This is a genomic window from Desulfurispora sp. (assembly GCF_052744395.1).
This window is the reverse complement of sequence record NZ_JBRAJI010000014.1, coordinates 32,724-58,674: the sequence shown is the minus strand read 5'-3', so window position 1 is coordinate 58,674 and position 25,951 is coordinate 32,724. Positions and strand designations below refer to the sequence as shown.

Genomic DNA, 25,951 nt, shown 5'->3' with positions numbered 1-25,951 from the left:
GGCGCCGGCTGAGCCGCAGGCCGGCCGGCGGCACCAGGCAAAATGTGGTAAAGGGGGAACCGTTATGCTGCCGAGCTACCGCAAACCGCCTGACTTTCTGCTGTTTGCCACCGTATGCCTGCTGCTCAGCATCGGCCTGATCATGGTTTTCAGCTCCAGCTTCTATTACGCCATGTTCCCCCCCTTCAACAGCCACAGCTACTTTTTAAAGCGCCAGGCCGCCTACGCCGTGCTGGGCATTGGCGGCATGCTGGTGCTGATGCGCTACGACTACCGCAATCTGAAAAGAGTGGCCCCGTACGCTCCGCTGCTGGCTTTCGGGCTGCTCATTGCCGTACTCACCCCCCTGGGGGACAGCCGCCTGGGGGCCCAGCGCTGGCTAGATCTGGGCATGATCAGCTTTCAGCCGACCGACCTGGCCAAGCTCTGCCTGGTGGTTTTCACCGCTTACAGCATGGCTCAGAACCGGTCCAGAATTCATACCTTCCGCTACGGCATGTTGCCCTATCTGCTGATTATGGTTGCTGCCGGCGGCCTGATTATGCTGGAGCCCGATCTGGGCACCACCTTGACCCTGCTGGGCACAATCTATATTATGATGTTTGTAGCCGGTGTGCAGCTGGGCCGCCTGCTGGTGCTGGCCGGCGCGGGCGTGGCCGCCATACTCCTGCTGATCTACTTTGAACCATACCGGCTGAGGCGGCTGCTGGCCTTCCTGGATCCCGAGAAAGACCCCACCGGGGCGGGCTGGCACATCCTGAACTCGCTCATGTCGCTGGGTTCGGGCGGCCTGCTGGGCCTGGGGCTGGGCCAGGGCCGGCACTCCAAATTCCTTTACCTGCCCGAGCGGCAGACCGACTTCATCTTTGCCGTCATCGGCGAGGAACTGGGCTTTATCGGAGCGGCCCTGGTCATTCTGCTTTTCCTCCTCTTTATCTGGCGGGGCTTGAAAATAGCCGTGGCGGCGCCCGACGCCTTCGGCAGCATGCTGGCGGCTGGCATCGTCATCGGCATCGGCCTGCAGGCCTTTATCAACATCGGCGTGGTCACCAGCACCCTGCCCATTACGGGCATCACCCTGCCCTTCATCAGCTTTGGCGGCACCTCGCTGGTCTTCAACCTGCTGGCCGTGGGCATATTGCTGAACATCTCGCGCCAGTCGCGCTAGCGGCAAGGTGCCAACATGATGAATAAAGGTACTGTAGTATAGTATTAACTGCCGTGATTTTCCCAAGCGAGCCCTTTGCGGAGCGCCGGTGAACGGCACTCGGCGCAGCGGCGGTTAACGAAGCCGGAGGGCCGGACACGGATGTCCGGCCCAGCCCCAGTTGAGCCGGGATGGCGAATCTGGGGCGATCCGGCTGAGTCCGCCGCAAGCCGTAGTGCCGTCCGGTGCGAAGCGATCGGGCGAGCGGGGAAAACACGGCAGAAAAATGAACTTGTAGCAGTACGAAAGCGGGTGGAACCGTGCACTTCGTCGTCACCGGCGGTGGCACCGGCGGCCACATCTACCCGGCCCTGGCCATCGCCCGGGGCCTCATGGAAAAATACCCCGGCGCCACCGTACATTACCTGGGCAGCGAAAGGGGCCTGGAAAAAGACATTGTCCCCCGGGCCGGCCTGGAATTCACTCCCCTGCCCCTGGCTGGTCTGCAGCGCCGCCTCACCCCGCACAACCTGCGGGCGGGCGTCCTGGCCCTGGCCGCGGTGGGCCGGGTGCGGCGTTTATTGCAAGCCCGGCCGCCCGCCGCCGTCATCGGTACCGGGGGTTATGTTTGTGGTCCGGTGGTGCTGGCCGCGGCCAGCCTGGGCCTTCCCACCCTGATTCACGAACAAAACGCCTTTCCCGGCCTGACCAACCGCTGGCTGGCCCGGCTGGTGGACGCCGTAGCCCTCACCTTTCCCGAAGCGGCGCTCTATATGAAGGGCCGGGCGCGCCAGGTGGTTACCGGCCTGCCCGTAAGGCCCGAGCTTTTGCAGGCCGACCGGGAAAAGTGCCGGCAAAACCTGGGCCTGCTGCCGGGCCAGCTGCTGATCCTGGCCTTTGGCGGCAGCCAGGGGGCCCGCAGCATCAACCGGGCCATGCTGGATATGTGCCGCCAGCTGGCCGGCCGCAGCGACATCTGCCTGCTGCACGTCACCGGTCCCGCCCAGTACGAATGGTTCTGCCGGGAGCTGGCGGCGGCAGGTATTAATGAGGATAAATTTGCCAATATTAATATCAAACCATACCTGCATAACATGCCGGCAGTGCTGGGCGCTGCCGATCTGGTAATCTGCCGGGCGGGGGCGGCCACCATAGCCGAAATTACCGTGTTGGGACTGCCTTCCATCCTGATTCCCTACCCCTACGCGGCGGCCAACCACCAGGTACACAACGCCCGCGCCCTGGTGCGGGCGGGAGCGGCCGTGATGATTCACGATGCCGAGCTCAGCGGGCCGCTGCTGCAGCAAAAGGTGGGCGAACTGCTGGAAAACCGCCCGCTCATGGCCAGCATGGCCCGGGCGGCGGGTGCCCTGGGGAGGCCGCGGGCTCTGGAGGAAATTCTGGATACGGTGGCGGCAATCATGCAGCGGGGCGGCTGACAGCCTACCCCGCCGCTTTCATGTATATACAGTGGGATCTGCGCCAGGAGGTTCCGGCGCCGGCGGCGGCGCCCGGACGGTGCGGATAAGATTACCCGGTTCATTAACCAGTAAAGCCCCCGCTGCATAATATATTACATCCTCTTCTGCCCCGGGTGGGAGCTGGGCTGCGGGAGCCAGAGCTTAAGGAGATGATAGACAAATTGCAGATTCCCCGAAATGTTCATTTTATTGGCATTGGTGGTGCCGGGATGAGCGGTCTGGCCAGGATCCTGTTGGAACTGGGCCACCTGGTCACCGGCTCGGACATCCAGGAAAGCGGTACGGTCCAGAAACTGCGGGCCCTGGGCATTCCGGTAGCCATCGGTCACCGGGCGGAAAATATCGGCAGTGCGGGCCTGGTGGTGGTGTCCACGGCCATCCGGCCGGGCAACCCGGAACTGGTGGCGGCCGGGGAGAAAAATCTTCCCGTCTGGCACCGGGGTGAACTGCTGGCCGCCCTGATGGATTTAAAGCGCGGCCTGGCCGTGGCCGGCGCGCACGGCAAGACCACCACCACTTCCATGCTGGCCCTGGTGCTGGAGAAAAACCATCTGGATCCCGCCATTGTGGTAGGAGGTGAAGTGAAGGATCTGGGCACGAATGCCAAATGGGGCGGCGGGGAGTACCTGGTGGCCGAGGCCGACGAAAGCGATGGATCCTTTCTGCGCCTCGCCCCCTGGTGCGAAATCATCACCAATATTGAAGACGACCACCTGGACTATTACGGGTCGCTGGAAAACATCCGCCGGGCTTTTGGCCGGTTTATGGAGCGGGTGCGGCCGGGCGGGGTGGTGGTGGCCTGCACCGACGATCCCGGCGTGCGGGCGGTGCTGGCCGGTTACCGGGGGACGCACCTGACTTATGGTTTGCACGACGGGCAGGCGGACTATACCATACGCCAGATTGAGCTCAGCCCGGGCTGCTCCCGGGGCGAAGTGTATAAGCGGGGGCAGCGTCTGGGGCAGCTCAAGCTGGCGGTACCCGGCCGGCATAATTTGCAAAACGCCCTGGGAGTGGTGGCGGCGGCCGATTTTCTGGGCCTGGATTTTGCCGCTGTGGCCCGCGTGCTGGCCGGGTTTAGCGGGGCAGGGCGACGCTTCCAGCTGCTGGGAGAAGTGCACGGCATCAGGGTGGTGGACGATTATGCCCACCATCCCAGTGAAATTGCCGCCACCTTGCGGGCGGCGCGCCAGCTGGGCTTCGCCCGGGTAGTGGCGGTTTTCCAGCCGCACCGCTATACCCGCACGGCCCTGCTCCAGGAGCGCTTCGCCACGGCCTTTCAGGATGCCGATCTGGTGATCGTCAGTGATATCTACAGCGCGGGAGAAGATCCCATTCCCGGCGTCCATGCGGCCGGGCTGGCCGAGCAGATCCGGCTCAAGCAGCGCAGCGGTGTGCAGTATCTGGCCGGCCGGGAGGAAATATTGGCCTATCTGTTGCAAAACGCCCGGCCGGGCGACCTGATTCTGACCCTGGGAGCGGGCAACATCTGGCAGACCGGCCGGGAACTGGTGCAGTGTCTGCAGGCGAGAGAGGAAGAAAAAGCCTATGGAAAGGCTGTACGCTGAGCTGCAGCAGGTTGTGCGGGGGCAGGTGCGGCGGGCCGAGCCCATGTGGCGCCACACCAGCTGGCGGATTGGCGGTCCGGCGGACATTTTCGTGGAACCGGCCGCGGTGACCGATGTGGTATCCACCATGCAGCTGGCCGCCGCCCGGGGAGTGCCGGTAACCGTCATTGGTGCCGGAACCAATTTGCTGGTGCGGGACGGCGGTATTCGCGGTGTGGTGTTGAAAATCGGGTCCGGCCTGGCCGGCCTGGAAATCAGCGGGCTGCGCCTGACCTGCGGGGCCGGGCTCAAACTGGGCCGGCTGGCCCACGCTGCCGGTACGGCCGGCATCAGCGGCCTGGAATTCGCCTGCGGCATTCCGGGCAGCGTGGGGGGAGCCGTGGTGATGAATGCCGGTGCCAATGGCGGCCAGATCAGCCAGGTGGTGGAATGGGTGCGGGTTTTTCAGCCGGGGGAGGGGATCAAAACGCTGCCGGCCGGGGAACTGGGCTTCGCCTATCGCTATTCCATCCTGCAGCACAGCGGGGCGGTGGTGCTGGAAGTGGGTCTTTTGGGCCGGGCGGACGACAGCGAGGCCATCCGGCGGCGCATGCAGCAGAACCTGGCCGGGCGTCAGACCCGGCAGCCGCTGCAGTGGCCCAATGCGGGCAGTGTGTTCAAGAATCCTCCCGGCGGGTCGGCCGGACAGCTGATCGAGGCCGCCGGTCTAAAAGGATATACCATAGGCGGAGCACAGATTTCCTCCCGGCACGCCAACTTCATTATCAACCTGGGGCAGGCCCGGGCCGCCGATGTGCTGGCGCTGATCGAGCTGGCCCGGACGACTGTGAAGAGGAAGTTTGCCATCGAGCTGGAATGCGAAGTGCGGATACTGGGTGAGGCATAAAGCGGGGTGGATTTATGCCCAGGTTGATGATCGTGGGGGGCCACCGCCTGGCGGGGCGGGTGAAAGTGAGTGGCAGCAAAAACGCCTCCCTGCCGGTGCTGGCGGCGGCCCTGCTCTGCCCCGGCAGCTGTGTGATTGCCGGTGTGCCCGACTTGAGCGACATTGCGGTAATGTGTCAGGCCCTGATCTGCCTGGGGGCCCGGGTGCAGCGGCTGGGCGGCCAGGTGGAAGTGGACGCCTCGTCGGTGAACATTCTGGAACTGAATGACGAGTTGACCCGCCGCATGCGGGCTTCCAACCTGGTCCTGGGGCCGCTTTTGGCTCGTTTCGGCCGGGCGGTGGTGGCCTACCCGGGGGGCTGCAATATCGGCTCTAGGCCCATGAACCTGCATTTAAAAGGTCTGAAGATGCTGGGCGCCGAGATCAGCGAGCGCTACGGTTACATTTACGCTGCTGCCGAGCGGCTCACGGGAGCCGAGATTATTCTGGATATGCCCAGTGTAGGGGCCACGGAAAACCTGATCATGGCGGCGGTGCACGCCCAGGGCGTGACCGTGATCAAAAATGCCGCCCGGGAACCCGAGATTGTGGACTTGCAGAACTTTTTGAACGCCATGGGGGCCAGGGTGCGCGGTGCGGGCACCGATGTGATCAAGATTGAAGGGGTGGAAAGCCTGCAGCCCGCTCGGCACACCGTAATCCCCGACCGGATTGAGGCGGGCACCCACATGATTGCCGCAGCCATTACCCGGGGCGATGTGTGTATCACCAATGTGATTCCCGAGCATGTGGAATCGCTGACCGCCAAGCTGCGGGAGGCCGGGGTGCAGGTGGAATGCGGCGATGACTGGATCCGGGTGGCGGCGCACAGCCGGCCGAAGGCGGTCGATGTACGCACGCTGTATTATCCCGGTTTCCCCACCGACCTGCAGCCCCAGTTCATGGCCCTGATGGCGCTGGCGGAGGGCACCAGCATTATCAGTGAGACTATTTTTGAAAACCGCTTCAAGCACGTCAGTGAACTGCGCCGCATGGGGGCGGACATCAATCTGGAGGGCCATACGGCCATCATTAAAGGGGTGGAGCGGCTTTCCGGGGCGGTGGTGGAAGCCTCCGACCTGCGGGCGGGAGCGGCGCTGGTGCTGGCAGCGCTGGCGGCGGACAACGGCAGCGTCATTGAAAAGGTGGAGCATATCGACCGTGGCTATGAAAAACTGGAAAGAAAATATAACGCCCTGGGGGCCAGGATTATGCGGGTGAGCAGCTAATCCGGCCCCCTTTTTTTCAGGTCTGCTTACTGGACAAGTTTGCACCGGCTGCTATATCATGGATACAATAAGATCGCCATACCTTCATGAGGTGTACAGGGGGAATTTTTTTGCCCGGACGTTACAACCGCACCCTGGGCATCTGCTTTTTTTCTCTGGCGGTGATCGCAGCCTTTGTCCTGCTGCGCTCGCCACTTTTTCAGATCCAGCAAATTACTGTGCAGGGTAACATTACTCTTTCTCGGGACCGGGTTGTGGATATGAGCGGTCTGGTGCCCGGACAAAATATTTTCAAAGTAGACCTGGGAGCGGCCCGGGCCCGCCTTTTGAGCCTGCCCGCTGTTAAAGACTGCTCGGTCAGCCGCCGCCTGCCCGACCGGATTATCATTGTACTGCAGGAGCGGCGGGCGGCAGCGGCGCTGCCGGCGGCCGGCGGCCTGTGGCTGGTGGATGATGGCGGTGTGGTGATTGGACCGGCCACTTACCGGGGATTGAACCTGCCCCTGATCACCGGTGCGGGCCGGCTGGCGCCGCAGGCCGGCCGGCAGCTGGAAGATGCGGCATTGCGCACCGCTCTGGCAGTGGTGCAGGCCTGGCCGGGCGACCTGCTGGCCCGGTTGGCCGAGATCCATGTGCAACCGGAGGGCAGCATCACGGTTTATACCCTGCCGGGCATTCCCTGCCGGGTGGGGCGGGCCGAGGACCTGTCCCGTAAGGGTCAGCTTCTGCAGGAATTGCTGCAGCAAAAGGCGCTGCCGGTCCGCCAGGTGCAATACATTGACGTATCCAGCACCAGCCTGCCGGTAATCAAATACAAAACCAGGACGGGGTGAGGTCGTTGCGTTTAAAACCGCTGCATTTTTCCGCCCTGCTAGTGGGACTGGTGCTGGGGCTGCTGTTTGGTGTGCAGTTCAAGTTGACCCGCGATATTGCCCGGACCCAGCCGGTGCAGAGGGCCCAGACCATGGCCGGTCAGCTGGAACAGGCCCGCAGCCAGCGGGAGGCGTGGCAGAAAAAGGTGGCCGACGTGCGCGCCGAGCTGGACCGCACCCTGGCGCCCCGGGCTCTGGGTGACCTGCAGGCCGAACTGGAAAGAGCCCGCATTCTGGCCGGCAATACCGCAGTGGTGGGTCCGGGTCTGGAGGTGCGCCTTTCCGACAGCAATCTGGCGGTTAAACCGGGGGAAAACCCCAACCTGTACGTCCTGCACGATGAGGATGTGCTGAGAGTGATCAACGAGCTGAAGGCGGCCGGCGCCGAAGCGCTGGCCATCAACGAGCAGCGCCTTACCGCCACCAGCGAGATCCGCTGCATCGGGCCCACTATTTTGACCAACAAGAGCCAGCGCCTCACGCCGCCTTTTGTCATCTATGCCATCGGCAACCCCGAAACCATGCTCTCCGCCCTGAACATGCGCGGCGGAGTGGTGGAAAGCCTGCGTTTCTGGGGCATCCAGGTGAGCATGCACAAACTGGACCGGATCACCATTCCGGCCCTGGCGGGGGGGTTTGGAATTTGAAGCAGCCCTGGACGACCAGCATCTCGCTCCTGCTGGTGGCGGTGTTTCTGGGAGCCTTTTTGACCCAGCAGTTCCGGGTCACCAGCTATATCGAGCAGGGCATTCCCTCCGACCGGGCCCAGCAGTTGCTGGTGGAACTCAAGCAGGTGGAAAAAGATACCCAGCGCCTTCAGAGCGAGTACGCCGACCTGCAGGACAAGCTGCAGCGGGCCCGCCAGGGACAGCAGCAAGCCCGCCAGGCCCTGGAGGACGAGCTGGCCAAGACCCGACAGGCGGCCGGTCTGGTTCCGCTGTCGGGAGAAGGTCTGGAGCTCACCCTGGACAACCCGCCCAGCGCTGCGGCGCCCGGCAGCCTGTTCATTGTGCGCGACGAGGACCTGCTGCGGCTGGTCAACGAGCTGCGGGCGGCAGGGGCGCAGGCCATTGCCATCAACGGGCAGCGCATCATCGCTACCTCGGAGATCCGCCTGGCCGGCTCTTTTATCAATGTCAACCTGAGCCGCATTTCCCCGCCCTACCACGTACTGGTGGTGGGGAACCGCCAGAAACTGCGCAGTGCCCTGGAGATACCGGGCGGATTGGCCGACTATCTGCGGGATCTGGGGATTGAACTGAAAATCATGGAGCATGATGCCATTACTGTGCCCGGCTACAGCGGCGATGTGCAGTTCACCTACGCCAAAGTGGCGGCCGGGAAATAAGAGAAAGGATGAGGGCGTTGGGGCTGAGCATATGGTTGGCGCTGGCGGGCCTGGGGCTGGGTGTGCTGCTGGGCTGGAACATTCCGGTGGTTTTACCCCAGGTGTATGCCAAATATTTTTCGGTGGCCGCCCTGGCGGCGCTGGACTCGGTGTTCGGCGGTCTGCGTTCGGCCCTGGAGGACAAATTTGATCACCGGATCTTTCTGAGCGGCTTTTTCAGCAATGCCCTGCTGGCGGCCGGTCTGGCTTTTGTGGGGGAGCGCCTGGGGATCGATCTGTATCTGGCCGCCGTGGTGGCTTTTGGGGTGCGCATCTTTAACAACCTGGCCATCATCCGCCGCCATTTGATTGAAAAACGCTGAAAATTTATCGGCCAGCCTGGGCCGGGGTAAAGGAAAAACTTGATTGGTGTTGAAATAAGTATATTAGGAAAGCCTGTATGGTTTACCATATTGTGGCTTGGGCAGGGAGGGAGTCCCTCTTTTTCCCTGGCAATAAATTAATTACATAGATGATTGTCCGGGGAAGATGTGACTGGGAGTTCTTTCAGTATCCGGATCACAGTTTTGGCAACAGGTAGCGGTATGGAGGAGGAAAAAAATGCTGGACTTCGAGCTGGATCTCAATCAGTTTGCCAATATCAAGGTCATTGGGGTGGGGGGCGGTGGCAACAACGCGGTCAACCGCATGATCAGCTCCGGGCTCAAAGGGGTGGAGTTCATTGCTGTCAACACCGATGCCCAGGCCCTGCAGATGTCGCTTACCAACCAGAAAATTCAAATTGGTGTAAAACTGACCAAGGGGCTGGGGGCGGGCGCCAATCCGGAAATTGGCCAGAAAGCGGCCGAGGAGAGCCGGGAAGAGATTATGGCCGCCCTGAAGGGTGCCGATATGGTCTTTGTTACCGCCGGCATGGGGGGCGGTACGGGCACCGGGGCGGCGCCGGTGGTGGCCGAAATTGCCAAGGAACTGGGCGCGCTGACCGTGGGCGTGGTGACCAAGCCCTTCACCTTCGAGGGGCGCAAGCGCATGACCCAGGCCGAGACCGGCATCCAGAACCTGAAGGCCCGGGTGGATACCCTGATTACCATTCCCAACGACCGGCTGATGCAGGTGATTGACAAGAACACCTCCATTGTGGAAGCCTTCCGCATTGCTGACGATGTGCTGCGCCAGGGCGTGCAGGGCATTTCGGACCTGATTGCCGTGCCCGGCCTGATCAACCTGGACTTTGCCGATGTCAAGACCATTATGAAGGAAACCGGATCGGCCCTGATGGGCATTGGTACGGCCAGCGGTGAGGGCCGGGCTGCCGAGGCGGCCAAGATCGCCATTTCCAGTCCCCTGCTGGAGACCTCCATCGAAGGGGCCCGCGGCGTGCTGCTCAACATCACGGGCGGCACTTCTCTGAGCCTGTTCGAGGTTAACGAGGCCGCCGAGATCATCTTCCAGGCGGCCGATCCCGAAGCCAACATTATCTTCGGGGCGGTGATTGACGAGCGCATGGAGGATGATGTGCGGGTAACCGTGATTGCCACCGGCTTTGAGCACCGGGTGAGCAAAAAAGATCGTCCGCGCACCGATGTGGTGGAACCCCGCCCCATTGGGCCCCGGGAAGACTACGAAATCCCGGTTTTTCTGCGCCGCCAGGGGCGGTAGAGGCAGACGGTCTGCACCGGCACGCCATTTCAAAGCAAGCCTTAGGGGAGCTGTCCTGAACGGGACGGCTTTTTCTCTTTTTATATAATTTTTCTCGACAGGCACATAATAACAAATTTTACCAGAAGGTTGTTGTATAATTCTAACCAGACCACAAGGATTGTCCAACCTCCCCTGTTGCCGGCAGGTGACGCAGGGGGTGTTTGGGTATGGTGTTTTTATGCTCGGGGTCATATTCATGGCAGGACGGCCATATAATGGGTAATGGTACGTCCGCCGGCAAAGGTGGTGAGCTTTTGCCTGCCCAGGTGGTTTACGGCGATGTAGTGCTGATCACCAATTTCTCCATTGATTATTTTCTGCTGGCGGTCTGCGCCCGGTTTGCCCGCCTGCAGGTGCGGCCCTGGCGCCTGGCGGCCGCCGCTACGCTCGGTGCGGGATATGCCTTGCTGGCGGTGCTGGGATTTAGTCCGGTGCTGTACATGCTGCCGTGCAAACTGCTGGTTTCACTGCTCATGCTGGGCCTGGCCTTCTGGCCGGTGCCCTGGCAGCGCCTGTGCCGCTCCCTGGTGTATTTTTACCTGGCCTCCTTCACCCTGGCCGGCCTGTTCCTGGCCCACAGCTTCTGGCTGGCCGGAGGAGACTATGCCAGCCTGGTGGGCCGTCCTCTGGCCGTGCTGCAGGAGCAGGCGGTCTGGGCCATGCCCCTGGCCGGGATACTGGGTGTGGTGCTGCTCATGCGTGTGCCGCCGGACTGGGAGGAGCTCTGCCGCACCGAGCGGGGGACGGTGACCGTGCGCCTGGGGCGGCCTTTAGAGGGTACAGTGCTCCCGGCCCTGGTGGATACGGGCAACCGGCTGGTGGACCCGGTCAGCCGCTGTCCGGTGCTGATTGTGGCCGGTGATGCCGTGCTGGACCGGCTGCCGGGGGAGGTAGCACAATTCTGCCGGGATGTGCTGGCCGGGCGGGCAGTGCCGGCCGGTGCGCCTTCGGGTGTCATGCTGTTGCCCTTCTGTACGGTGGGTGGAGCGGGAGTGCTGCCCGCTGTGCGGGTGGAGCAGCTGGAAATCCGGGCCGGTAGCCGGCGCATCGTCCGCCGGCAGGTGCCGGTGGCGCTGGCCGGCAGCGGCCTGGTGGCCTGCGGCCATCCGGCCGCACTGCTGCCTGCGGACTTGCTGGCTGTGCCGCCTGCTTGAGGCGGGCTAAAGCCTGCGGGGGGTGAAAAATATGAACTGGCGCGGGTGGGCAGACAGACTGGCCGGGTGGTGGCGGGCGCTGGTCGGGCGCTGGCGTCGCTTCTGGCAGGAGCCGGCCGGAGTGCACTATGTGGGCTCCAGCGAGGCCCTGCCGCCTCCTCTGAGCAGTGATGAAGAGAGCACACTGCTGGAAAAACTGGCGGCGGGCGATGCCGGCGTGCGCGGTGTGCTGATTGAGCGCAACCTGCGCCTGGTGGTGTATATCGCCCGCAAGTTTGAGAATACCGGTGTGGGCATTGAAGATCTGGTATCCATAGGCACCATCGGCCTGATCAAGGCGGTCAACACTTTTGAACCGGCCAAAAAGATCAAGCTGGCCACCTATGCATCCCGCTGCATTGAAAATGAAATTCTCATGTATCTGCGGCGCAACAGCCGGACCCGCAGCGAGGTTTCTTTCGACGAACCCCTGAACATCGACTGGGATGGCAACGAGCTCTTGCTCTCCGATGTCATGGGTACGGAGAATGATATAATTTATAAATACCTGGAAGAAGATGTGGAGCGCAAGCTGCTGCATCTAGCCCTGCAGAAGCTCAGCCAGCGCGAGCGCAAGATCATGGAGATGCGTTTCGGCCTGAACAACAGCCCGGAGCGAACCCAGAAGGAGGTGGCCGACCTGCTGGGCATTTCCCAGTCCTACATTTCCCGGCTGGAGAAGCGGATCATTGGTCGGCTGCGCAAGGAGATCAGCCGGATGGAATAGTATGTTCGGGTATAAAGCATGAAACCCCCGGCAATAACTAAACCTGAACTGAAAAGGTGAGGTGGGGGCGTAAATGCTTGTCAACAAGGTAGAGATCTGCGGTGTCAACACAGCAAAGCTGCCCGTACTGACCGGAGCACAGATGCGCTCCCTTTTTGAGGCCATGCACAATGGCGACCGGGAAGCCCGCCAGAAGCTGGTGAACGGCAATCTGCGGCTGGTGCTGAGCGTGATCCAGCGCTTCACCAACCGCGGCGAATATGTGGACGACCTTTTCCAGGTGGGCTGTATCGGCTTGATGAAGGCCATCGATAACTTCGACCTTTCCCAGAATGTCAAGTTTTCCACCTATGCCGTGCCCATGATCATCGGCGAGATCCGCCGGTACCTGCGTGACAACAACCCCATCCGGGTGAGCCGCTCCCTGCGCGACGTGGCCTACAAAGCCCTGCAGGTGCGCGACGCCCTGGTGAACAAGTATGCGCGCGAGCCCTCTATTAACGAAATCGCCGGTGAGCTCAAGCTGCCCCGGGAAGAAGTGGTTTTCGCCCTGGACGCCATCCAGGAGCCGGTATCGCTCTTTGAGCCCATTTATCACGACGGCGGCGATCCCATCTTTGTCATGGACCAGATCAGCGATGAAAAAAACCACGATGCCTCCTGGCTGGAGGGCATAGCCATCCGGGAGGCGCTGAGCCGTCTGGGGGAGCGGGAGAAACACATCCTGCGCCTGCGCTTTTACGAGGGCAAGACCCAGATGGAGGTGGCCGAGGAAATCGGTATCTCCCAGGCCCAGGTGTCCCGGCTGGAAAAAGCGGCCCTGGGACACATGCGCAAATATTTGTAGAGTCAGTCCGGACAAGCAGCAGCCGGTACCGCAATCTGGCGGGCCGGCTTTTGTTTTGTATAAATTCCGCACATTATGGCAATATATGTAATAGAAACTAATTAATGTGCGGGTAGTGAACAATAATGACTTTGACTAACTGGTTTTCTGGCTTGCTGAAAAGCAAAGCCGGAAAACATCGTGAATTATGCCAGCGGGCCGGCCGGTGCGGGGCGGCAATCGTCCTGGCGGTGGTTTGGGCAGTGTGCTGGAGCGCCAGCCAGTATCAGTACGAGCAGATGTGCGATTTACTGCGCCTGCACATTGTGGCCCGCAGCAACACTTTGGCCGATCAGCGGGTCAAGCAGCAGGTACTTCAGGCTGTGCTGGACAGTCTGGCCCGGCAGGGCGTAGAGGTAGCGGGAGCCCCTGCTGCATGCGCCCCGGTTGGCCTGGCGGCGCAAAGCGGGCCCGTGCCGGATGCGGCGGTGCTGTGCGACGCGGCCCGCCAGGCCCTGCAGCGGGCCGGGGCCGGGTATCCGGTGACCGTCACTCTGGGGCAGCGGGATTATCCGGCCAAAGTGCTGGCGGGGCCGCTGCCGCGCACCGTGCCGGCCGGGGAGTACACGGCCGTGCAGATCTACCTGGGTGAGGGCCGGGGCTATAACTGGTGGGGGGTGCTCTACCCGCCCCTGTGCTTCGGAGTGCGGAGCGAGCATAGTCAGGATGGATTTGGGAAAATTACCACACATTCCCGTACCGGCAAAACGCAGCTGCGCAGCTATTTCTGGGATAGTATGCAAAAATTATTGAATTTGTAGCCGGCAGGAGCGGCACTAAAAAAAGTTTCTTTAGCATATAAATTTAGCAGACCGGCTACTGCCGGAATGTGTTAGCCGCGCTCTGTCCCACTCTGCGGAAAGCGGGGCGGGCGGCCGGAGCCGGCGGGGGAGGCGGCGGCGGTGGTGAAGATTTCCGACCTGCGCCTGCGCGAGGTGGTCAATATCGTGGACGGGCGGCGCCTGGGCCCCATCAAGGATATCGACATTGACCTGGCCGAAGGGCGCATCGCCGCCCTTGTTCTGGCCGTGCCCGGCAGCCGGTTGATGGGCTTCTGGGGCCGGGAGGACGAGATCATCGTACCCTGGGAGAAGATTGTGCGCATCGGCGTGGATGTCATCCTGGTGGAAATCGGTCCGCCCTATGAGGACCGGCGGGAATTTTCCGCCGGAGGTTATTTGCGGTAGGGGGAGGGTGGATCTTCCCCCGGCAGCGGCGGTAGAGGAGATTAAATTTTTATTAACAGGCGGCGCTGTCCGGGTGACTGGACAGGAAATTGCTGGTGGAACAGGTGCCGGAGCGGCTGTCAACAGGCCGCAGTATCCTTTTTTGGTAAAATTTTTGCATCGGGGAAGAGCTATCTTCTCCGGTGCAATTTTTTTGGCCTCGCACAAATTTAGGTGCCATTGTCCAGATATAGTATAATATCCGTATATGTTGCACTACATAATGTTGCAAACATGCGCTCCGGGGCGCAGGCCGGTAGCCGGCCGGCTGGCGGCAGGCCGGCCGGGCACCGCAAAAGTTGGCGCATGTTGTGGCGGGTGGTGAATGAAGGATGAAATGCCCTTTTTGCCAGCAGGCCGACAGCCGGGTGCTGGATTCCCGGCCGGTGGAGGAAGGAGCGGCGGTGCGCCGGCGGCGGGAGTGTGCCGTTTGCGGCAAGCGCTTTACCACCTATGAGCGGCTGGAGGAGCAGCCGCTGATGGTGGTGAAGAAGGACGGGCGGCGCGAGCCCTTTAGCCACCAGAAACTGCTGGATGGGCTGGCCCTGGCCTGCCGCAAACGGCCGGTGGCCACCGAGGAGCTCAGCGACCTGGTGGCGGCCATTGAGCGCCAGTTGCGCCAGACCGCCCAGGCCGAGGTGGAGAGCCGGCGCATTGGCGAGCTGGCCATGCAGCTGCTGCGCCAGCTGGATGAAGTGGCCTATGTGCGCTTCGCTTCGGTTTATCGCGAGTTTAACGACCTGCGCAGTTTTATCCGCGAAATCGAGAAACTGGGTCGCAGCCAGCACTCGCTGTAGCGCAACCACGCAACCGGCAATAGACGTCCGCCAGCTTGATGATCGCAGCAGGCAACCAGATATAGAGAAGGTGGGGAAGGCATGTTCAAGATTATCCGCAAGCGCGACGGGCGGGAAGTGCCCTTTGACGAAACCAAGATCACCGATGCCATTTTCAAGGCGGCGCGGGCCGTGGGCGGCGAGGACCGCCAGACGGCCATGGAGCTGACCATCGAAGTGCTGAAAATGCTCAAGAAAAAGTACAACGGCAGCGTTTTCGGCGTGGAGGACGTGCAGGACGTGGTGGAAAAGGTGCTCATCGAGGCCGGCCACGCCCGCACGGCCAAGGCCTACATCCTGTACCGGGACCGGCGCACCCGCATTCGCGACGCCAAGAGCGACCTGATGGACGCGGTGGAGGAAATCCTGGAGGAAACCAGCCGGGAAAACGCCAACATCAGCAACTCTCCCTCGGCCAAAATGCTGCAAATTGCCAGCGCGGCCAGCAAGAAGTACTATCTGAGCCGCCTGCTGCCCGAAGAGGTGGCCAGCGCGCATCGCCGGGGCGACATCCATATTCATGACCTGGATTACTATGGCAAAACACTCAACTGCCTGCAGATTCCCCTGGGCCGGTTGCTCACCGAGGGTTTCAACACCGGTCACGGCTACATCCGCCCGCCCCGCCGGCCCACTTCGGCCACGGCCCTGGCGGCCATCATCCTGCAGAGCTCCCAGAACGATATGTACGGCGGCCAGTCCTTTGCCGCCTTCGACCGGGACATGGCCCCCTTTGTGGAACAGGCCGACGACTTTGAGACCTACCAGGCTATGGAAGCACTGGTATATAATCTTAACTCCATGCATTCTTTGCGGGCCGACGAGCGGATATGGATTTATGACCGAAAGAAAGAAAATCTTTTTACTGTCAGTATGGTGGAGTTTCATAAAATGTTCGAGCCGGGGCGCTATATGGCCCTGAGCCTCAATTATCAAACCGGGAGAACCGAATTGAAAGAAATTACGGCTTCCTGGCAGCACGTCAATTGCCATCAGTTGCTGGAAGTGAAGTTAAAAAGCGGTCAGAAGGTTTGTGTTACTGACAACCACTCCATGATGGCGCTGGACAGTGAGGGGCGAGTAACAACTGTGCCGCCCCGCTGGTTACAGTCGGGATTGACGCCGGCCTGCTGGCAGGTGCCGGAACGGGAGCACGTGTATGACCTCACTTCTTACCAGGTTAATAGCAAATATACTTTGAGCAGTTTACGCCTGGATGAAAATTTGGCCTGGTTGATGGGTCTATATGTGGCTGAAGGGTCGGTATACGGCTCTACGGTTTATCTGGCTCTCTTTGATCGGGATTTGGAGCAAAAGGTTCAGCAGGTTCTCGCCGGTATCCATCCCCTGTTTACTACCGGCCTGCGCTACGATGCCCAGGGGCGGGCTCGCGATTTGGTCTGCCGGGTGGGGAAGGCGTTTGCTGCGTTTTTGGCAGATAAGTGCGGGCGGGGTGCGAGCAGCAAGAAAGTACCCAGTGAGATTTTCTTTGCCCGTTCCTCGGTCATCAACGCTTTTCTGGATGGTTATTTAAGCGGGGATGGCACGGTAGGCAAGAACAAAGTTGCCTGCAGCACTATATCGCAGGAGCTGCGCGATGGGATCTATTTGCTGCTTACCCGCCTGGGTCTGCCGGCCTCTATATCCCAGGAGCAGGAGGTTAGCACAAACTTTGCATCTGCCCAACAAAGGTACCGCCTGGCTATTGGCGGTTATTATGCCACCGCCCTGACAATTTCAGGTACAAAAAGAGCCGATCTGGCGGAGCTTTATCACGTTACCGGTGAGCAAACTCCATATGATTATGAGTATTTGCGGCCTTTGATTGCTGCAGTTTATGGCATTAAATGCCGCAATGCTGAACATTACAGAATCAAGCCCCTTTATATTGAAGAGTTGATCTTTGACTTGCGCAGCCGTTTGTTGACTGCTGAGGAAAAAGAACTGGTAAAAAAATTGGCTAACGAGCAGTTCTGGCGGGAAGAAATAAAATCCATCCTGCCAGATATTAGCAGTAGTGAGCGCTACCATCTCCAAAAGTTGTTGGAGCGGGGCGAGTTGCCCCGGATGTGCAAATATTTGCCGGTATTCTTACCCTATGCCGATTGGTTGGAACGCTTCCTGCTGCCGCTCGATCTGGGTATGCGCTGTGCAGGTGGGCGAATAAACAACAACTGCCGCAGCCCCCGACTGATTATGCGCTGGGCGGGCATGGTGCTGCAAAAAAACGATCAAATGGAGCAGTTACTGGAAAGGTTAGAAATAGCGCGCAATATTCGTCCGGTGCGGGTGAAGCAAATCACCCCTCTGGCACACGAGCCCTACGTTTATGATATTTCTGTAGCCGATAACGAAAACTTTTTAACTGCACAGGGTATCTTTGTCCACAACTCGCGGGCGGGGGCCCAGGTGCCATTTTCGTCCATCAATCTGGGCACCGATACCAGCGAGGCCGGGCGGCGGGTGACTAAAGCCCTGCTGCTGGCCTACGAGGCCGGCCTGGGGCGGGGTGAGAACCCCATCTTCCCCAACATTATCTTCCGGGTGAAAGAAGGGGTGAACTTTAGCCCCGGCGATCCCAACTACGACCTGTTCCAGCTGGCCGTGCGGGTGGCGGCCAAACGCCTCAACCCCACCTTCAGCTTCATGGATGCCAGCTTCAACCAGCCCTACGGCGATCTGGTCAGCTATATGGGCTGCCGCAGCCGGGTGATGGCCAACCGGCGGGGTCCGGAAATAACCGACGGGCGGGGCAACCTTTCCTTCACCACCATCAACCTGCCCCGGCTGGCCATCAAGGCCGAACGCAGTTTGAAGCGCTTTTACACCTATTTGGACGAGATGCTGCGCCTGACCATCGAGCAGCTTTACCACCGCTTCACCGTGCAGGCCCGGCTGAAGGTCAAGGACATGCCCTTTGTCATGGGCCAGGGCCTCTATCTGGGCTCCCAGGGCCTCGGGCCCTGCGACCCCATCGAGCCGGCCATAGTCAACGGCACCCTGGCCGTGGGCTTTATCGGCCTGGCCGAGGCCCTCACCGCCCTGACCGGCTACCATCATGCCCAGAGCGAGGAGGCCCGGGAGCTGGGCCATGCCATAGTGGCCCACATGCGCCGGGCGGTGGATGAGGCCTGCGAGGAGTTCGACCTCAACTACACCCTGGTGGCCACCCCGGCCGAGGGGCTTTCCGGCCGGTTTGTGCGGCTGGATCGCAAAGAGTACGGGATCATCCCCGGAGTGACCGGCAAGGATTATTATACTAACTCCTTCCATGTGCCGGTGGGATATCCCATCAGCAGTTTTGAGAAAATAAGCATTGAAGGGCCGTTCCACAAGTACTGCAACGCCGGACACATCAGTTATGTGGAAATGGCTGCGCCGCCCGTGCACAACCTGGCGGCCATGGAGAAGATCATCCGCCACATGGCGGCCTGCGATATGGGTTATGCCGCCGTCAACTACCCGGTGGACTTTTGCACGGGCTGCGGCAGCAGCGGCGTGATCAATGAGGAGCGCTGTCCGGCCTGCGGTTGCCCGGAAATCCGCCGGGTGCGCCGCATCACCGGGTACCTGTCCACAGTGGATCGCTTCAACGATAGCAAGGTGGCCGAGCTCTACGACCGCACAGTGCACGAGTTTTGAGAGGAGCCCTTTTATGCCCAAAGTGCTTACCGCGCCGGGGATGAAAAAATGCATCGGCTGCTACTCCTGCATGCTGGCCTGTGCCCGCACCACCCAGGGCAGCCTGTCGCCCCAAAAGGCCGCCCTGACCATCCGCACGGTGGGCGGCCTGCAGAGCCGCCTGGTAGCCGACATCTGCCGCGCCTGCCCCGATGCTCCCTGTGCCCGGGCCTGCCGCTGCGGGGCGCTGGCGCCCCGCCCGGGCGGCGGGGTGAAATTCCGCCCCGAGCTCTGTCTGGGCTGCCGGGACTGTGTGGAGGCCTGTGTGGTGCAGGTGATCAAATTTGACGAGTCCAGGAACCGGCCCATCGTCTGCATCCAGTGCGGCACTTGCACCCGCTACTGCCCGCACGATGTGCTGCAAATGGAGGAGAGAGCATGAGCGGCCAGATGTTGCGCATTTTGCAAATCGACCTGAGCGAGCGCCGGGTGGGGGTGCTGCCGGCCGGCGGGCTGGAGCACTACCTGGGGGGCGTCGGCCTGGCAACCAAACTGTTTGCCGGGCTGGTGGACGTGCCGGCATCGCCCCTGGACGCCCACCAGCCCGTGGTGCTGGCCGCCGGGGCGCTGGCCGCCTTTTTTCCCATGTGCACCAAGGGGGTGGCGGTTTTTCGCTCCCCCCTCACCGGCGGCTGGGGGGAGAGCTATGCCGGCATGCGCCTGGCTCTGGCCTTGCGCCTGGCCGGCTGGGACGCCATCGTGATTACCGGCCGGGCCGAGCAGCCGGTGTACCTGTCCATCGGGCCCGGCGGCGTGCGTTTTAAAAGCGCTGCTGCCCTGTGGGGGCTGGACTGCGAGGAAGCCGGCCGCCTGCTGCGCCAGCTGGAGCCGGGGCGGGGTTTTCGCTCCTGTCTGCGCATCGGTCCGGCCGGCGAAAAGGGTGTGGCTTTTGCCAGTGTCAATGTGGATACCTACCGCCATTTCGGCCGTCTGGGCCTGGGGGCCGTACTGGGGGTTAAAAATCTCAAAGCCCTGGTCATCTACGGAGACCGGGACTACCCGGTGCCTCGGCCCAAACAGTACCGGGAAATCTATGATCAGATCTACCGGCAGGCTGTGCGCACCGATGTGATGGAAAAGTACCACGCTCTGGGCACCTCGGTCAATGTGAGCTTGCTCAGCGAGCTGGGCGCCCTGCCCACCCGCAATCTGCAGCAGAGCAGCTTTGAGGCGGCCGAGCGCATCAGCGGGCGGGCTTTTGCGGAAAGCACCCTGGTGCGCAAGGTGGCCTGCGCGGGCTGCCCCGTGGGGTGCATCCATATCGGCCTGCGGCGGCGCCAGTTCGCTCCCGGTTATGAGTACGAGTCGATAGCCCTGTCCTACGACCACGAGCTGATCTACGCCCTGGGTTCGCTGCTGGGAATGAGCAGTCCGGAGAAGGTTTACGACCTGATTGAGGCCGTGGAGCTTTATGGCCTGGACGCCATCTCCTCCGGCGTGCTGCTGGCCTGGCTTACCGAGGCTTACCAGAACGGGCTGGTGCGGGAGGAGGAGCTGGGCTGCCGGCCCGAGTTCGACCAGGTGGAAGGTTATTTGACGGCCTTGGAGAATCTGGTCAGGCAGCCCAATGAGCTCTATACCCTGCTGGCCCGGGGGCTGGCGCAGGCGGTGGAGCAGCTGGGCGGCCGGGAGTACGCCCTGTGTTTGGGCGGGCACGAAATGGCCGGCTATCATACCGGCCCGGCCAACCTGCTGGGGCTGGCTGTGGGAGCCCGCCACTCCCACCTGGACAATGCGGGGTACTCCATCGACCAGAAGGCGCTGAAAAACGGCTGGGACGAAGCCCGCATGGTGCAGGAACTCATCGCCGAAGAAAAATGGCGCAATGTGCTGAACTGCCTGTGCACCTGCCTTTTTGCCCGGGAAATCTACACTCCGGAGGTGGTTCAGCAGGCCCTGGCCGCTGTGGGGATAGAGCGAAGCAGAACAGAGCTGGCGGAACTGGGGGAAGAAGTTTTCCAGCTAAAAAACCGCCTGCGCAGCCAGCTGGGCTACAGCACCCGGCGGCTTTATTTCGCGCCCCGCTATTTTGCTACTCCGGCCCTGGGCCGGCCGGTGGATCCGGCCCGGCTCGGGGAAATGCTGGAACTTTATCGCCGGCAGGCCGGAGTGGAGCAGGATTTTGGCGGATAACAGCGAAACCGGTAGAGGGAGGTGAAAAAATGGACTTGCTGGAAAAAGCCTATGAACTAGGACGGCATATCTCCACCACGGAAGAGTACATAAAAATGCGCGCCGCCGAGGACGAGGTGCGCCGCGATCCGGAAGCCCGGCGCATGGTCAAGGATTTTCAGGACCTGCAGAGCTCCTATGCCCGCATGCAGATGCAGGGCCACAGCCTGACTCCGGAAAACCTGCAGACGCTGCGCGATGCCGAGGCTAAAGCCATGGCCAACCCGGTGGTGAAAAACTATTACGAGTGTACCTTGCGTTTCCACGAACTGTGGGAGAACATCAATGACCGCATTCGTCAGGGCGTGGCGGGCGAAGCGCCAGCCGGGGAACCCCGGGAGCCCTCCTGCAGCGGTGGTTGAAGCGGATGATTTCCTCTCCGCCGTGGGCGGAGGCGGTCTGCCGATCCCGCGGGGAAACCCGCGGGATCGGGCAGAAAAAAGCAGGCCGGGCCGGCCTGCTTTTATTTTTAGGAGATTTGCCAGGGAAAAACTGTCAACCAGCAGGAAAAAGGTCGCTTGCTGTCAAATTAAACTATTATACAAGTTATGTCCACAATCCTGTTCCGGGTCCTGCAGCAGGGGTAATCCAGCGCAGTGCGGTAATGTTGTTGCTCTTGGAGTGTCGATAAATGAAGGCAGGTGAATGGATGAACCAGAATGAAGAAATCATGCTGCGCCTGGCCGGCATTGTGGAGGAAAGCGTGGTGGACGGGCCCGGCCTGCGGCTGGTGGTGTTCGCCCAGGGCTGTCCGCACCGCTGTCCCGGCTGTCACAACCCGCACACCTGGGATGAGCGGGGCGGTGAGCTGGTACCCCTGGCCGCCGTGCTGGAAAAAGTGGCCCGCAACCCTCTGCTGCAGGGCATCACCCTGTCGGGGGGCGAGCCTTTCGGACAGGCGGCGGCCCTGGCCGCGCTGGCGGCAGCGGTGCGCCGGGCGGGGCTGGATGTGATGACCTACAGCGGCTACACCTGGGAAGAGCTGCTGGAAATGGCCGGGCAGTGGCCCGATGTGCACCGCTTGCTCCGGCAGACTGACTACCTGGTGGACGGCCCCTTTGTGCTGGCCCGGCGCACGCTGCACCTGCCCTTCCGCGGTTCGGCCAACCAGCGCATCATTGATGTGCCGGCCTCCCTGCGGGCCGGCCGGGCGGTGTCAGTGCCTTGGGCCTGAAATTCCCGCAGGAGGCACCGGGCCATAGCAACATAAAAAAGTGCAAGGGAGGTAGTAAATATGCGCTTGAAAATTGGCGCCCGCCTGGCGCTGGGCTTTTTGCTGCTGCTGCTTTTCCTGGGGGAAGTGGCGGGAGAAAGCATAGTCTCATTCAATGATCTGGCCCGGCAGCTGAACCAGCTGGTGCAGGTCGACCGGCAAAAGACCCTGGCCCTGCAGGCCCAGAACGACATGGAAATGGCCGTATCGGCCCTTTATGGCTACCTGTATTTTAGCAGCCCCACCTACCTGGCCCGCTACAGCCGCCAGATTGAAATGGTCAAACAATCGCTGGACGGGCTGGCAGCTCTGGTAAACCAGGAAGACAAAGCGCTGGTGGAAAAATACAAAGCCATGGTCCAGGAGTACGACCGCACGGTGAAAAACGTCCTGGTGCCCAAAGTGGATGCCGGGGAAAAGCCCGAACACATCCAGGTGGTGGCGGCCCAGATCCGGCCGGTGCAGGAAGCCGTCCAGGTGGGCATGAAAACCCTAGCCGAGAGCGGGGGCGGCGTGATGAGCCGGGCGGTGGGCGAATTTGACCGGCGGATGAAACGGGCCAGTCAGGTGATACTGATTACTGGCGGTGCAGCGGTGCTGCTGGCCCTTTTGGTCAGCGCGCTGATTTACCGCAGTGTGAAAAAGCCGGTGCTGGCCGTGCTGGCCGGAGCGCAGCGCTTTGCGGCCGGGGACTTTACGGCCACCATCGCCCTGCCGGCCCATGATGAAATCGGCCAGCTGGCGGCCGAGCTCAACCGCATGGCCGAGAACCTGCGCGAGCTGGTCTCCAGTGTGCTGGGCATAGCCAACACCGTGGCTGCCCAGAGCCAGCAGCTGGCTGCCGCCGGCCAGCAGGCCAGCGCCACGGTGGAAGAGGTGGTCAGTACGGCCACCCAGGTGTCCGCCACCTCGGCCCAGGGGGCGGATAACGCCGCCCGGGCGGCCGCAGAGGTGAGCCAGGTGGAAAAAACCGGCCAGGAAGGGCTGGCGGCGGTAGAGGATACCGTGCGCAAAATCGCTTCCATCAAGGATGCGGCCGAGGACATTTCCCGAGCGGTGCAGGATCTGGGACACCTGTCCGGCAAAATAGGGGAAATCACTGCGGTGATTACCGGCATAGCCGAGCAGACCAACCTGTTGGCCCTGAATGCGGCCATTGAAGCGGCCCGGGCCGGGGAGCACGGCCGCGGCTTTGCCGTGGTGGCGGAAGAAGTGCGCCAGCTGGCCGAGCAGTCGGGCAGTGCGGCCAAGGAAATTGCCGGACTGATTGAGCAGATCAAAAGCGGAGTGGAAACCGCTGCCGACCGCATGGCCCGCGGCACCCGGGAAGTGGAACAGGGTGTGGCCGTGGCCGACGGCGCCAACCAGGCTCTGGTGCGCATCGGCCAGGCCATGCAGCGCAACCTGCAGCTGGTGGAGGATATTGCGGCGGGGGCGCGGGAATCCAGCAGCGGCATGCAGCGCCTGACCGGTGCCGTGGAACAGATTTCGGCCACCGTGCAGCAGGTAGCCAGTTCGGCCCAGGACCTCTCCCGGGTGAGCGGGGAACTGTTGCAGGCTGTGGAAAGATTCAAGGTTTAAAACACAAAAGCCCGGTGCTCAGCCGGGCTTTTGCCTTATGCCTGGGCGGTTGGCCCGGCGCGGTGTTTTGCCGGGCGGTGCGACAGCATTTCAAATATGGACTATGGCGGGCGGAGAAAGGTTTAATGACCGCAGGTGCTGCAACTGCCGCCGCTGCAACTGCCGCAACTGCTGCTGCCCGCGCTGCCGCGAAAAGAGGTGGTCAGGCCGTTTTGGCCCTTGCTACAGGCGGCAAAGACGCTCAGCAGCCGGCGCGGCGCCGGCTGGCCGCACTGCGGGCAGGCAAGACCACTGCCGTCCTCTCCCACGGCGCAAAGACGCTCAAACTTGTGCTGGCACCGGGTACACTGAAATTCGTATATGGGCATATGGAAACCTCCTTGCAGTAAATTGCGCCATAACTGGACCGGCCTTCGTGCATCCTGCCGGGGTCCGAAAGAGTGACGTCCGGCCCTTTTCTGTACTCAAAATTAGCGCTTTTGTCCGGCAAAGTCAAGTCCGGTGCAGATTTTTCCCGCCGGCCGGCAGGGATTTGCCCCGGCGGGCGGGAATTTATATTCCTGTACGCTACTGCACACAGCCTTTTGACAGGGAGAGAAGCTCATGCAAATAACCTTCTACGGAGCTGCCGGCACGGTTACCGGTTCCTGCTACCTGCTGGAAACCGGGCAGAGCCGCGTGCTGGTGGACTGCGGCATGTTTCAGGGTCCCCGGGCCATCCGCGAGCGCAACTACGGCCGCTTCCCCTTTTTGCCGGCTACGGTGGATGCCGTGCTGCTCACTCATGCCCACATTGACCACAGCGGCCTGCTGCCCAAGCTGGTCAAGCACGGTTTTCGCAAAAACATTTATGCTACGGCGGCCACAACCGACCTGTGCGCGGTCATGCTGTCCGACAGCGGTCACATCCAGGAAATGGAGGTAGAACGCTTAAACCGCAAGAACCGCCGGGCCGGCCGGGCGCTGGTGGAGCCCATTTATACCGCCGAGGAGGTCAGCGCCTGCCTGGAGAATTTTGTGCGGGTGGAATACAACCAGCTGGTACGGGTGACCCCCGATGTAAGTGTACGGTTTATTGATGCCGGCCACATCCTGGGATCGGCCATGCTGGAAGTATATGTCTATGAAGGAGCGACCCAGACCAAGGTGCTCTTCACCGGGGACCTGGGCAGCCGGGACAAGCCCTTTGTCCGCGATCCGGAAAGGGTGCGCGAAGCCGATTATGTGGTCATGGAATCCACCTACGGGGACCGGCAGCACCGCGATGCCGGCAACCGGCGGCAGATGCTGCAGCTGGTGGCCTGGGAAACCTACCGCAAGGGCGGCAACCTGGTCATTCCCGCCTTCGCGGTGGAGCGCACCCAGGACTTGCTCTATGACATCAACCTGCTGGTGCGGGCTGGCCAGTTTCCCCCCATGCGGGTGTACATCGACAGCCCCATGGCGGTTGCCGCCACCGAGGTCTTTAAAAAATATCCGCATATATTCGACGAGGAAACCCGCCAGTTGATCGCCCGGGGGGAGAACCCGCTGCAGCTGCCCGGTCTCACCTACACGGTCAGCGCCCGGGAATCCCTGGAGCTGAACAAGATTAAGGGCGGGGCGGTGATCCTCTCGGCCAGCGGCATGTGTGATGCCGGGCGGATCAAACACCACTTAAAGCATAATTTGTGGCGTCCCGAGAGCACCATCCTTTTTGTGGGCTACCAGGCCCAGGGTACCAAGGGCCGCCGGCTGCTGGAGGGAGTCAAGCAAATCCGCATCCACGGCGAGGACATCGCCGTGCGGGCCGACATCCGGCAAATTGACGGCTACTCCTCCCATGCCGACCAGGAGGCCCTGCTGGGCTGGCTGGGCGCTTTTAGCGCGCCGCCCCGCCAGGTCTTTCTGGTGCACGGGGAGCCGCAGGCGGCGCAAACCCTGGCCGGATTAATCAAAGAGCGTCTGGGGTACACTGTGCACATACCGGTCTGGCAGGAAACCGCTGCGCTCACGCCGGGCCTGACCGTGACCGCCGAGCAGGTGCGCCAGCTGTACGAGCTGGTGGCCGGCAAGATGCAGTCGCTGCTGCAAAGCGGTGCGGCCAGCAGCACCTATGCCGACATCGCCCGCACCCTGGCCCAGCTCAACGGCCTGCTGGAAACCACCACCGCTCCATAGGATGA

24 protein-coding genes are annotated in these 25,951 nt (G+C 61.6%); 23 read left to right on the top strand and 1 reads right to left on the bottom strand.

What is annotated here, in order from left to right:
- Positions 1 to 64: 64 nt before the first annotated feature.
- The 22 genes from ftsW to ACUVTU_RS05615 all read left to right on the top strand — a co-directional run bounded on the left by ftsW (position 65) and on the right by ACUVTU_RS05615 (position 23,786).
- The gene (gene ftsW / locus ACUVTU_RS05720; protein WP_445889000.1) at positions 65 to 1,168 is read left to right on the top strand and encodes a putative lipid II flippase FtsW; all 1,104 of its coding nucleotides are present in this window, start codon (positions 65 to 67) and stop codon (positions 1,166 to 1,168) included.
- Positions 1,169 to 1,467: 299 nt separating this feature from the next.
- Positions 1,468 to 2,586: an undecaprenyldiphospho-muramoylpentapeptide beta-N-acetylglucosaminyltransferase gene (murG, locus tag ACUVTU_RS05715; protein ID WP_445888999.1), complete on the top strand. Its 1,119-nt coding sequence runs from the start codon at positions 1,468 to 1,470 to the stop codon at positions 2,584 to 2,586.
- A gap of 203 nt (positions 2,587 to 2,789) precedes the next feature.
- Positions 2,790 to 4,196 (top strand): UDP-N-acetylmuramate--L-alanine ligase, encoded by a 1,407-nt coding sequence (gene murC / locus ACUVTU_RS05710; protein ID WP_445888998.1) that lies wholly within the window; start codon positions 2,790 to 2,792, stop codon positions 4,194 to 4,196.
- Positions 4,177 to 5,082: a UDP-N-acetylmuramate dehydrogenase gene (murB, locus tag ACUVTU_RS05705; RefSeq protein ID WP_445888997.1), complete on the top strand. Its 906-nt coding sequence runs from the start codon at positions 4,177 to 4,179 to the stop codon at positions 5,080 to 5,082. The genes murC and murB overlap by 20 nt, the downstream gene beginning before the upstream one ends.
- A gap of 14 nt (positions 5,083 to 5,096) precedes the next feature.
- Positions 5,097 to 6,350, top strand: coding sequence for a UDP-N-acetylglucosamine 1-carboxyvinyltransferase (gene murA, locus ACUVTU_RS05700; RefSeq protein WP_445888996.1), 1,254 nt, complete (start codon positions 5,097 to 5,099; stop codon positions 6,348 to 6,350).
- A gap of 110 nt (positions 6,351 to 6,460) precedes the next feature.
- Complete coding sequence (locus ACUVTU_RS05695) at positions 6,461 to 7,183, top strand: cell division protein FtsQ/DivIB (protein ID WP_445888995.1); 723 nt, start codon at positions 6,461 to 6,463, stop codon at positions 7,181 to 7,183.
- Positions 7,180 to 7,869 carry a DUF881 domain-containing protein gene (locus ACUVTU_RS05690; RefSeq protein ID WP_445888994.1) on the top strand — a complete coding sequence of 230 codons (690 nt, stop codon included), beginning with the start codon at positions 7,180 to 7,182 and terminating at the stop codon, positions 7,867 to 7,869. The genes ACUVTU_RS05695 and ACUVTU_RS05690 overlap by 4 nt, the downstream gene beginning before the upstream one ends.
- Entirely contained in the window at positions 7,866 to 8,570 is a 705-nt protein-coding gene (locus ACUVTU_RS05685) for a DUF881 domain-containing protein (protein WP_445888993.1), read from the top strand. The genes ACUVTU_RS05690 and ACUVTU_RS05685 overlap by 4 nt, the downstream gene beginning before the upstream one ends.
- Positions 8,571 to 8,587: 17 nt before the next feature.
- Positions 8,588 to 8,932 (top strand): small basic family protein, encoded by a 345-nt coding sequence (locus tag ACUVTU_RS05680; protein ID WP_445888992.1) that lies wholly within the window; start codon positions 8,588 to 8,590, stop codon positions 8,930 to 8,932.
- A 238-nt stretch (positions 8,933 to 9,170) separates the two neighbouring features.
- On the top strand, positions 9,171 to 10,229 hold the full coding sequence (gene ftsZ / locus ACUVTU_RS05675; RefSeq protein WP_445888991.1) for a cell division protein FtsZ: 1,059 nt from the start codon (positions 9,171 to 9,173) through the stop codon (positions 10,227 to 10,229).
- Positions 10,230 to 10,486: 257 nt separating this feature from the next.
- A complete protein-coding gene (locus ACUVTU_RS05670; RefSeq protein ID WP_445888990.1) occupies positions 10,487 to 11,425 on the top strand; it encodes a sigma-E processing peptidase SpoIIGA in 939 nt (312 codons plus the stop codon).
- A 31-nt stretch (positions 11,426 to 11,456) separates the two neighbouring features.
- A complete protein-coding gene (sigE, locus tag ACUVTU_RS05665; RefSeq protein WP_445888989.1) occupies positions 11,457 to 12,191 on the top strand; it encodes an RNA polymerase sporulation sigma factor SigE in 735 nt (244 codons plus the stop codon).
- A 73-nt stretch (positions 12,192 to 12,264) separates the two neighbouring features.
- Positions 12,265 to 13,038, top strand: a complete 774-nt coding sequence (gene sigG, locus ACUVTU_RS05660; protein WP_445888988.1) for an RNA polymerase sporulation sigma factor SigG — start codon at positions 12,265 to 12,267, stop codon at positions 13,036 to 13,038.
- A 152-nt stretch (positions 13,039 to 13,190) separates the two neighbouring features.
- Complete coding sequence (locus ACUVTU_RS05655) at positions 13,191 to 13,838, top strand: stage II sporulation protein R (protein WP_445888987.1); 648 nt, start codon at positions 13,191 to 13,193, stop codon at positions 13,836 to 13,838.
- 141 nt (positions 13,839 to 13,979) lie between these two features.
- The gene (locus ACUVTU_RS05650) at positions 13,980 to 14,264 is read left to right on the top strand and encodes a YlmC/YmxH family sporulation protein (RefSeq protein WP_445888986.1); all 285 of its coding nucleotides are present in this window, start codon (positions 13,980 to 13,982) and stop codon (positions 14,262 to 14,264) included.
- Between the two features lie 371 nt (positions 14,265 to 14,635).
- Positions 14,636 to 15,100, top strand: a complete 465-nt coding sequence (gene nrdR / locus ACUVTU_RS05645; RefSeq protein WP_445888985.1) for a transcriptional regulator NrdR — start codon at positions 14,636 to 14,638, stop codon at positions 15,098 to 15,100.
- An 81-nt stretch (positions 15,101 to 15,181) separates the two neighbouring features.
- On the top strand, positions 15,182 to 18,781 hold the full coding sequence (gene nrdD, locus ACUVTU_RS05640; RefSeq protein WP_445888984.1) for an anaerobic ribonucleoside-triphosphate reductase: 3,600 nt from the start codon (positions 15,182 to 15,184) through the stop codon (positions 18,779 to 18,781).
- 13 nt (positions 18,782 to 18,794) lie between these two features.
- A complete protein-coding gene (locus tag ACUVTU_RS05635; RefSeq protein WP_445888983.1) occupies positions 18,795 to 19,202 on the top strand; it encodes a (Fe-S)-binding protein in 408 nt (135 codons plus the stop codon).
- Positions 19,199 to 20,953, top strand: coding sequence for an aldehyde ferredoxin oxidoreductase N-terminal domain-containing protein (locus tag ACUVTU_RS05630; protein WP_445888982.1), 1,755 nt, complete (start codon positions 19,199 to 19,201; stop codon positions 20,951 to 20,953). Before ACUVTU_RS05635 ends, ACUVTU_RS05630 begins: the two co-directional genes overlap by 4 nt.
- Before the next feature lie 29 nt (positions 20,954 to 20,982).
- Complete coding sequence (locus ACUVTU_RS05625; protein ID WP_445888981.1) at positions 20,983 to 21,354, top strand: YlbF family regulator; 372 nt, start codon at positions 20,983 to 20,985, stop codon at positions 21,352 to 21,354.
- Between the two features lie 287 nt (positions 21,355 to 21,641).
- On the top strand, positions 21,642 to 22,166 hold the full coding sequence (gene nrdG, locus ACUVTU_RS05620; protein WP_445888980.1) for an anaerobic ribonucleoside-triphosphate reductase activating protein: 525 nt from the start codon (positions 21,642 to 21,644) through the stop codon (positions 22,164 to 22,166).
- 60 nt (positions 22,167 to 22,226) lie between these two features.
- Positions 22,227 to 23,786 carry a methyl-accepting chemotaxis protein gene (locus tag ACUVTU_RS05615; protein WP_445888979.1) on the top strand — a complete coding sequence of 520 codons (1,560 nt, stop codon included), beginning with the start codon at positions 22,227 to 22,229 and terminating at the stop codon, positions 23,784 to 23,786.
- Positions 23,787 to 23,908: 122 nt separating this feature from the next.
- Here the strand turns inward: ACUVTU_RS05615 and ACUVTU_RS05610 are convergent, their stop codons facing one another.
- A complete protein-coding gene (locus ACUVTU_RS05610; protein ID WP_445888978.1) occupies positions 23,909 to 24,154 on the bottom strand; it encodes an FmdB family zinc ribbon protein in 246 nt (81 codons plus the stop codon).
- A 235-nt stretch (positions 24,155 to 24,389) separates the two neighbouring features.
- On the opposite strand from ACUVTU_RS05610, the gene ACUVTU_RS05605 reads away from it, so the two are divergent.
- Entirely contained in the window at positions 24,390 to 25,946 is a 1,557-nt protein-coding gene (locus ACUVTU_RS05605; protein ID WP_445888977.1) for an MBL fold metallo-hydrolase RNA specificity domain-containing protein, read from the top strand.
- Positions 25,947 to 25,951: the final 5 nt, after the last annotated feature.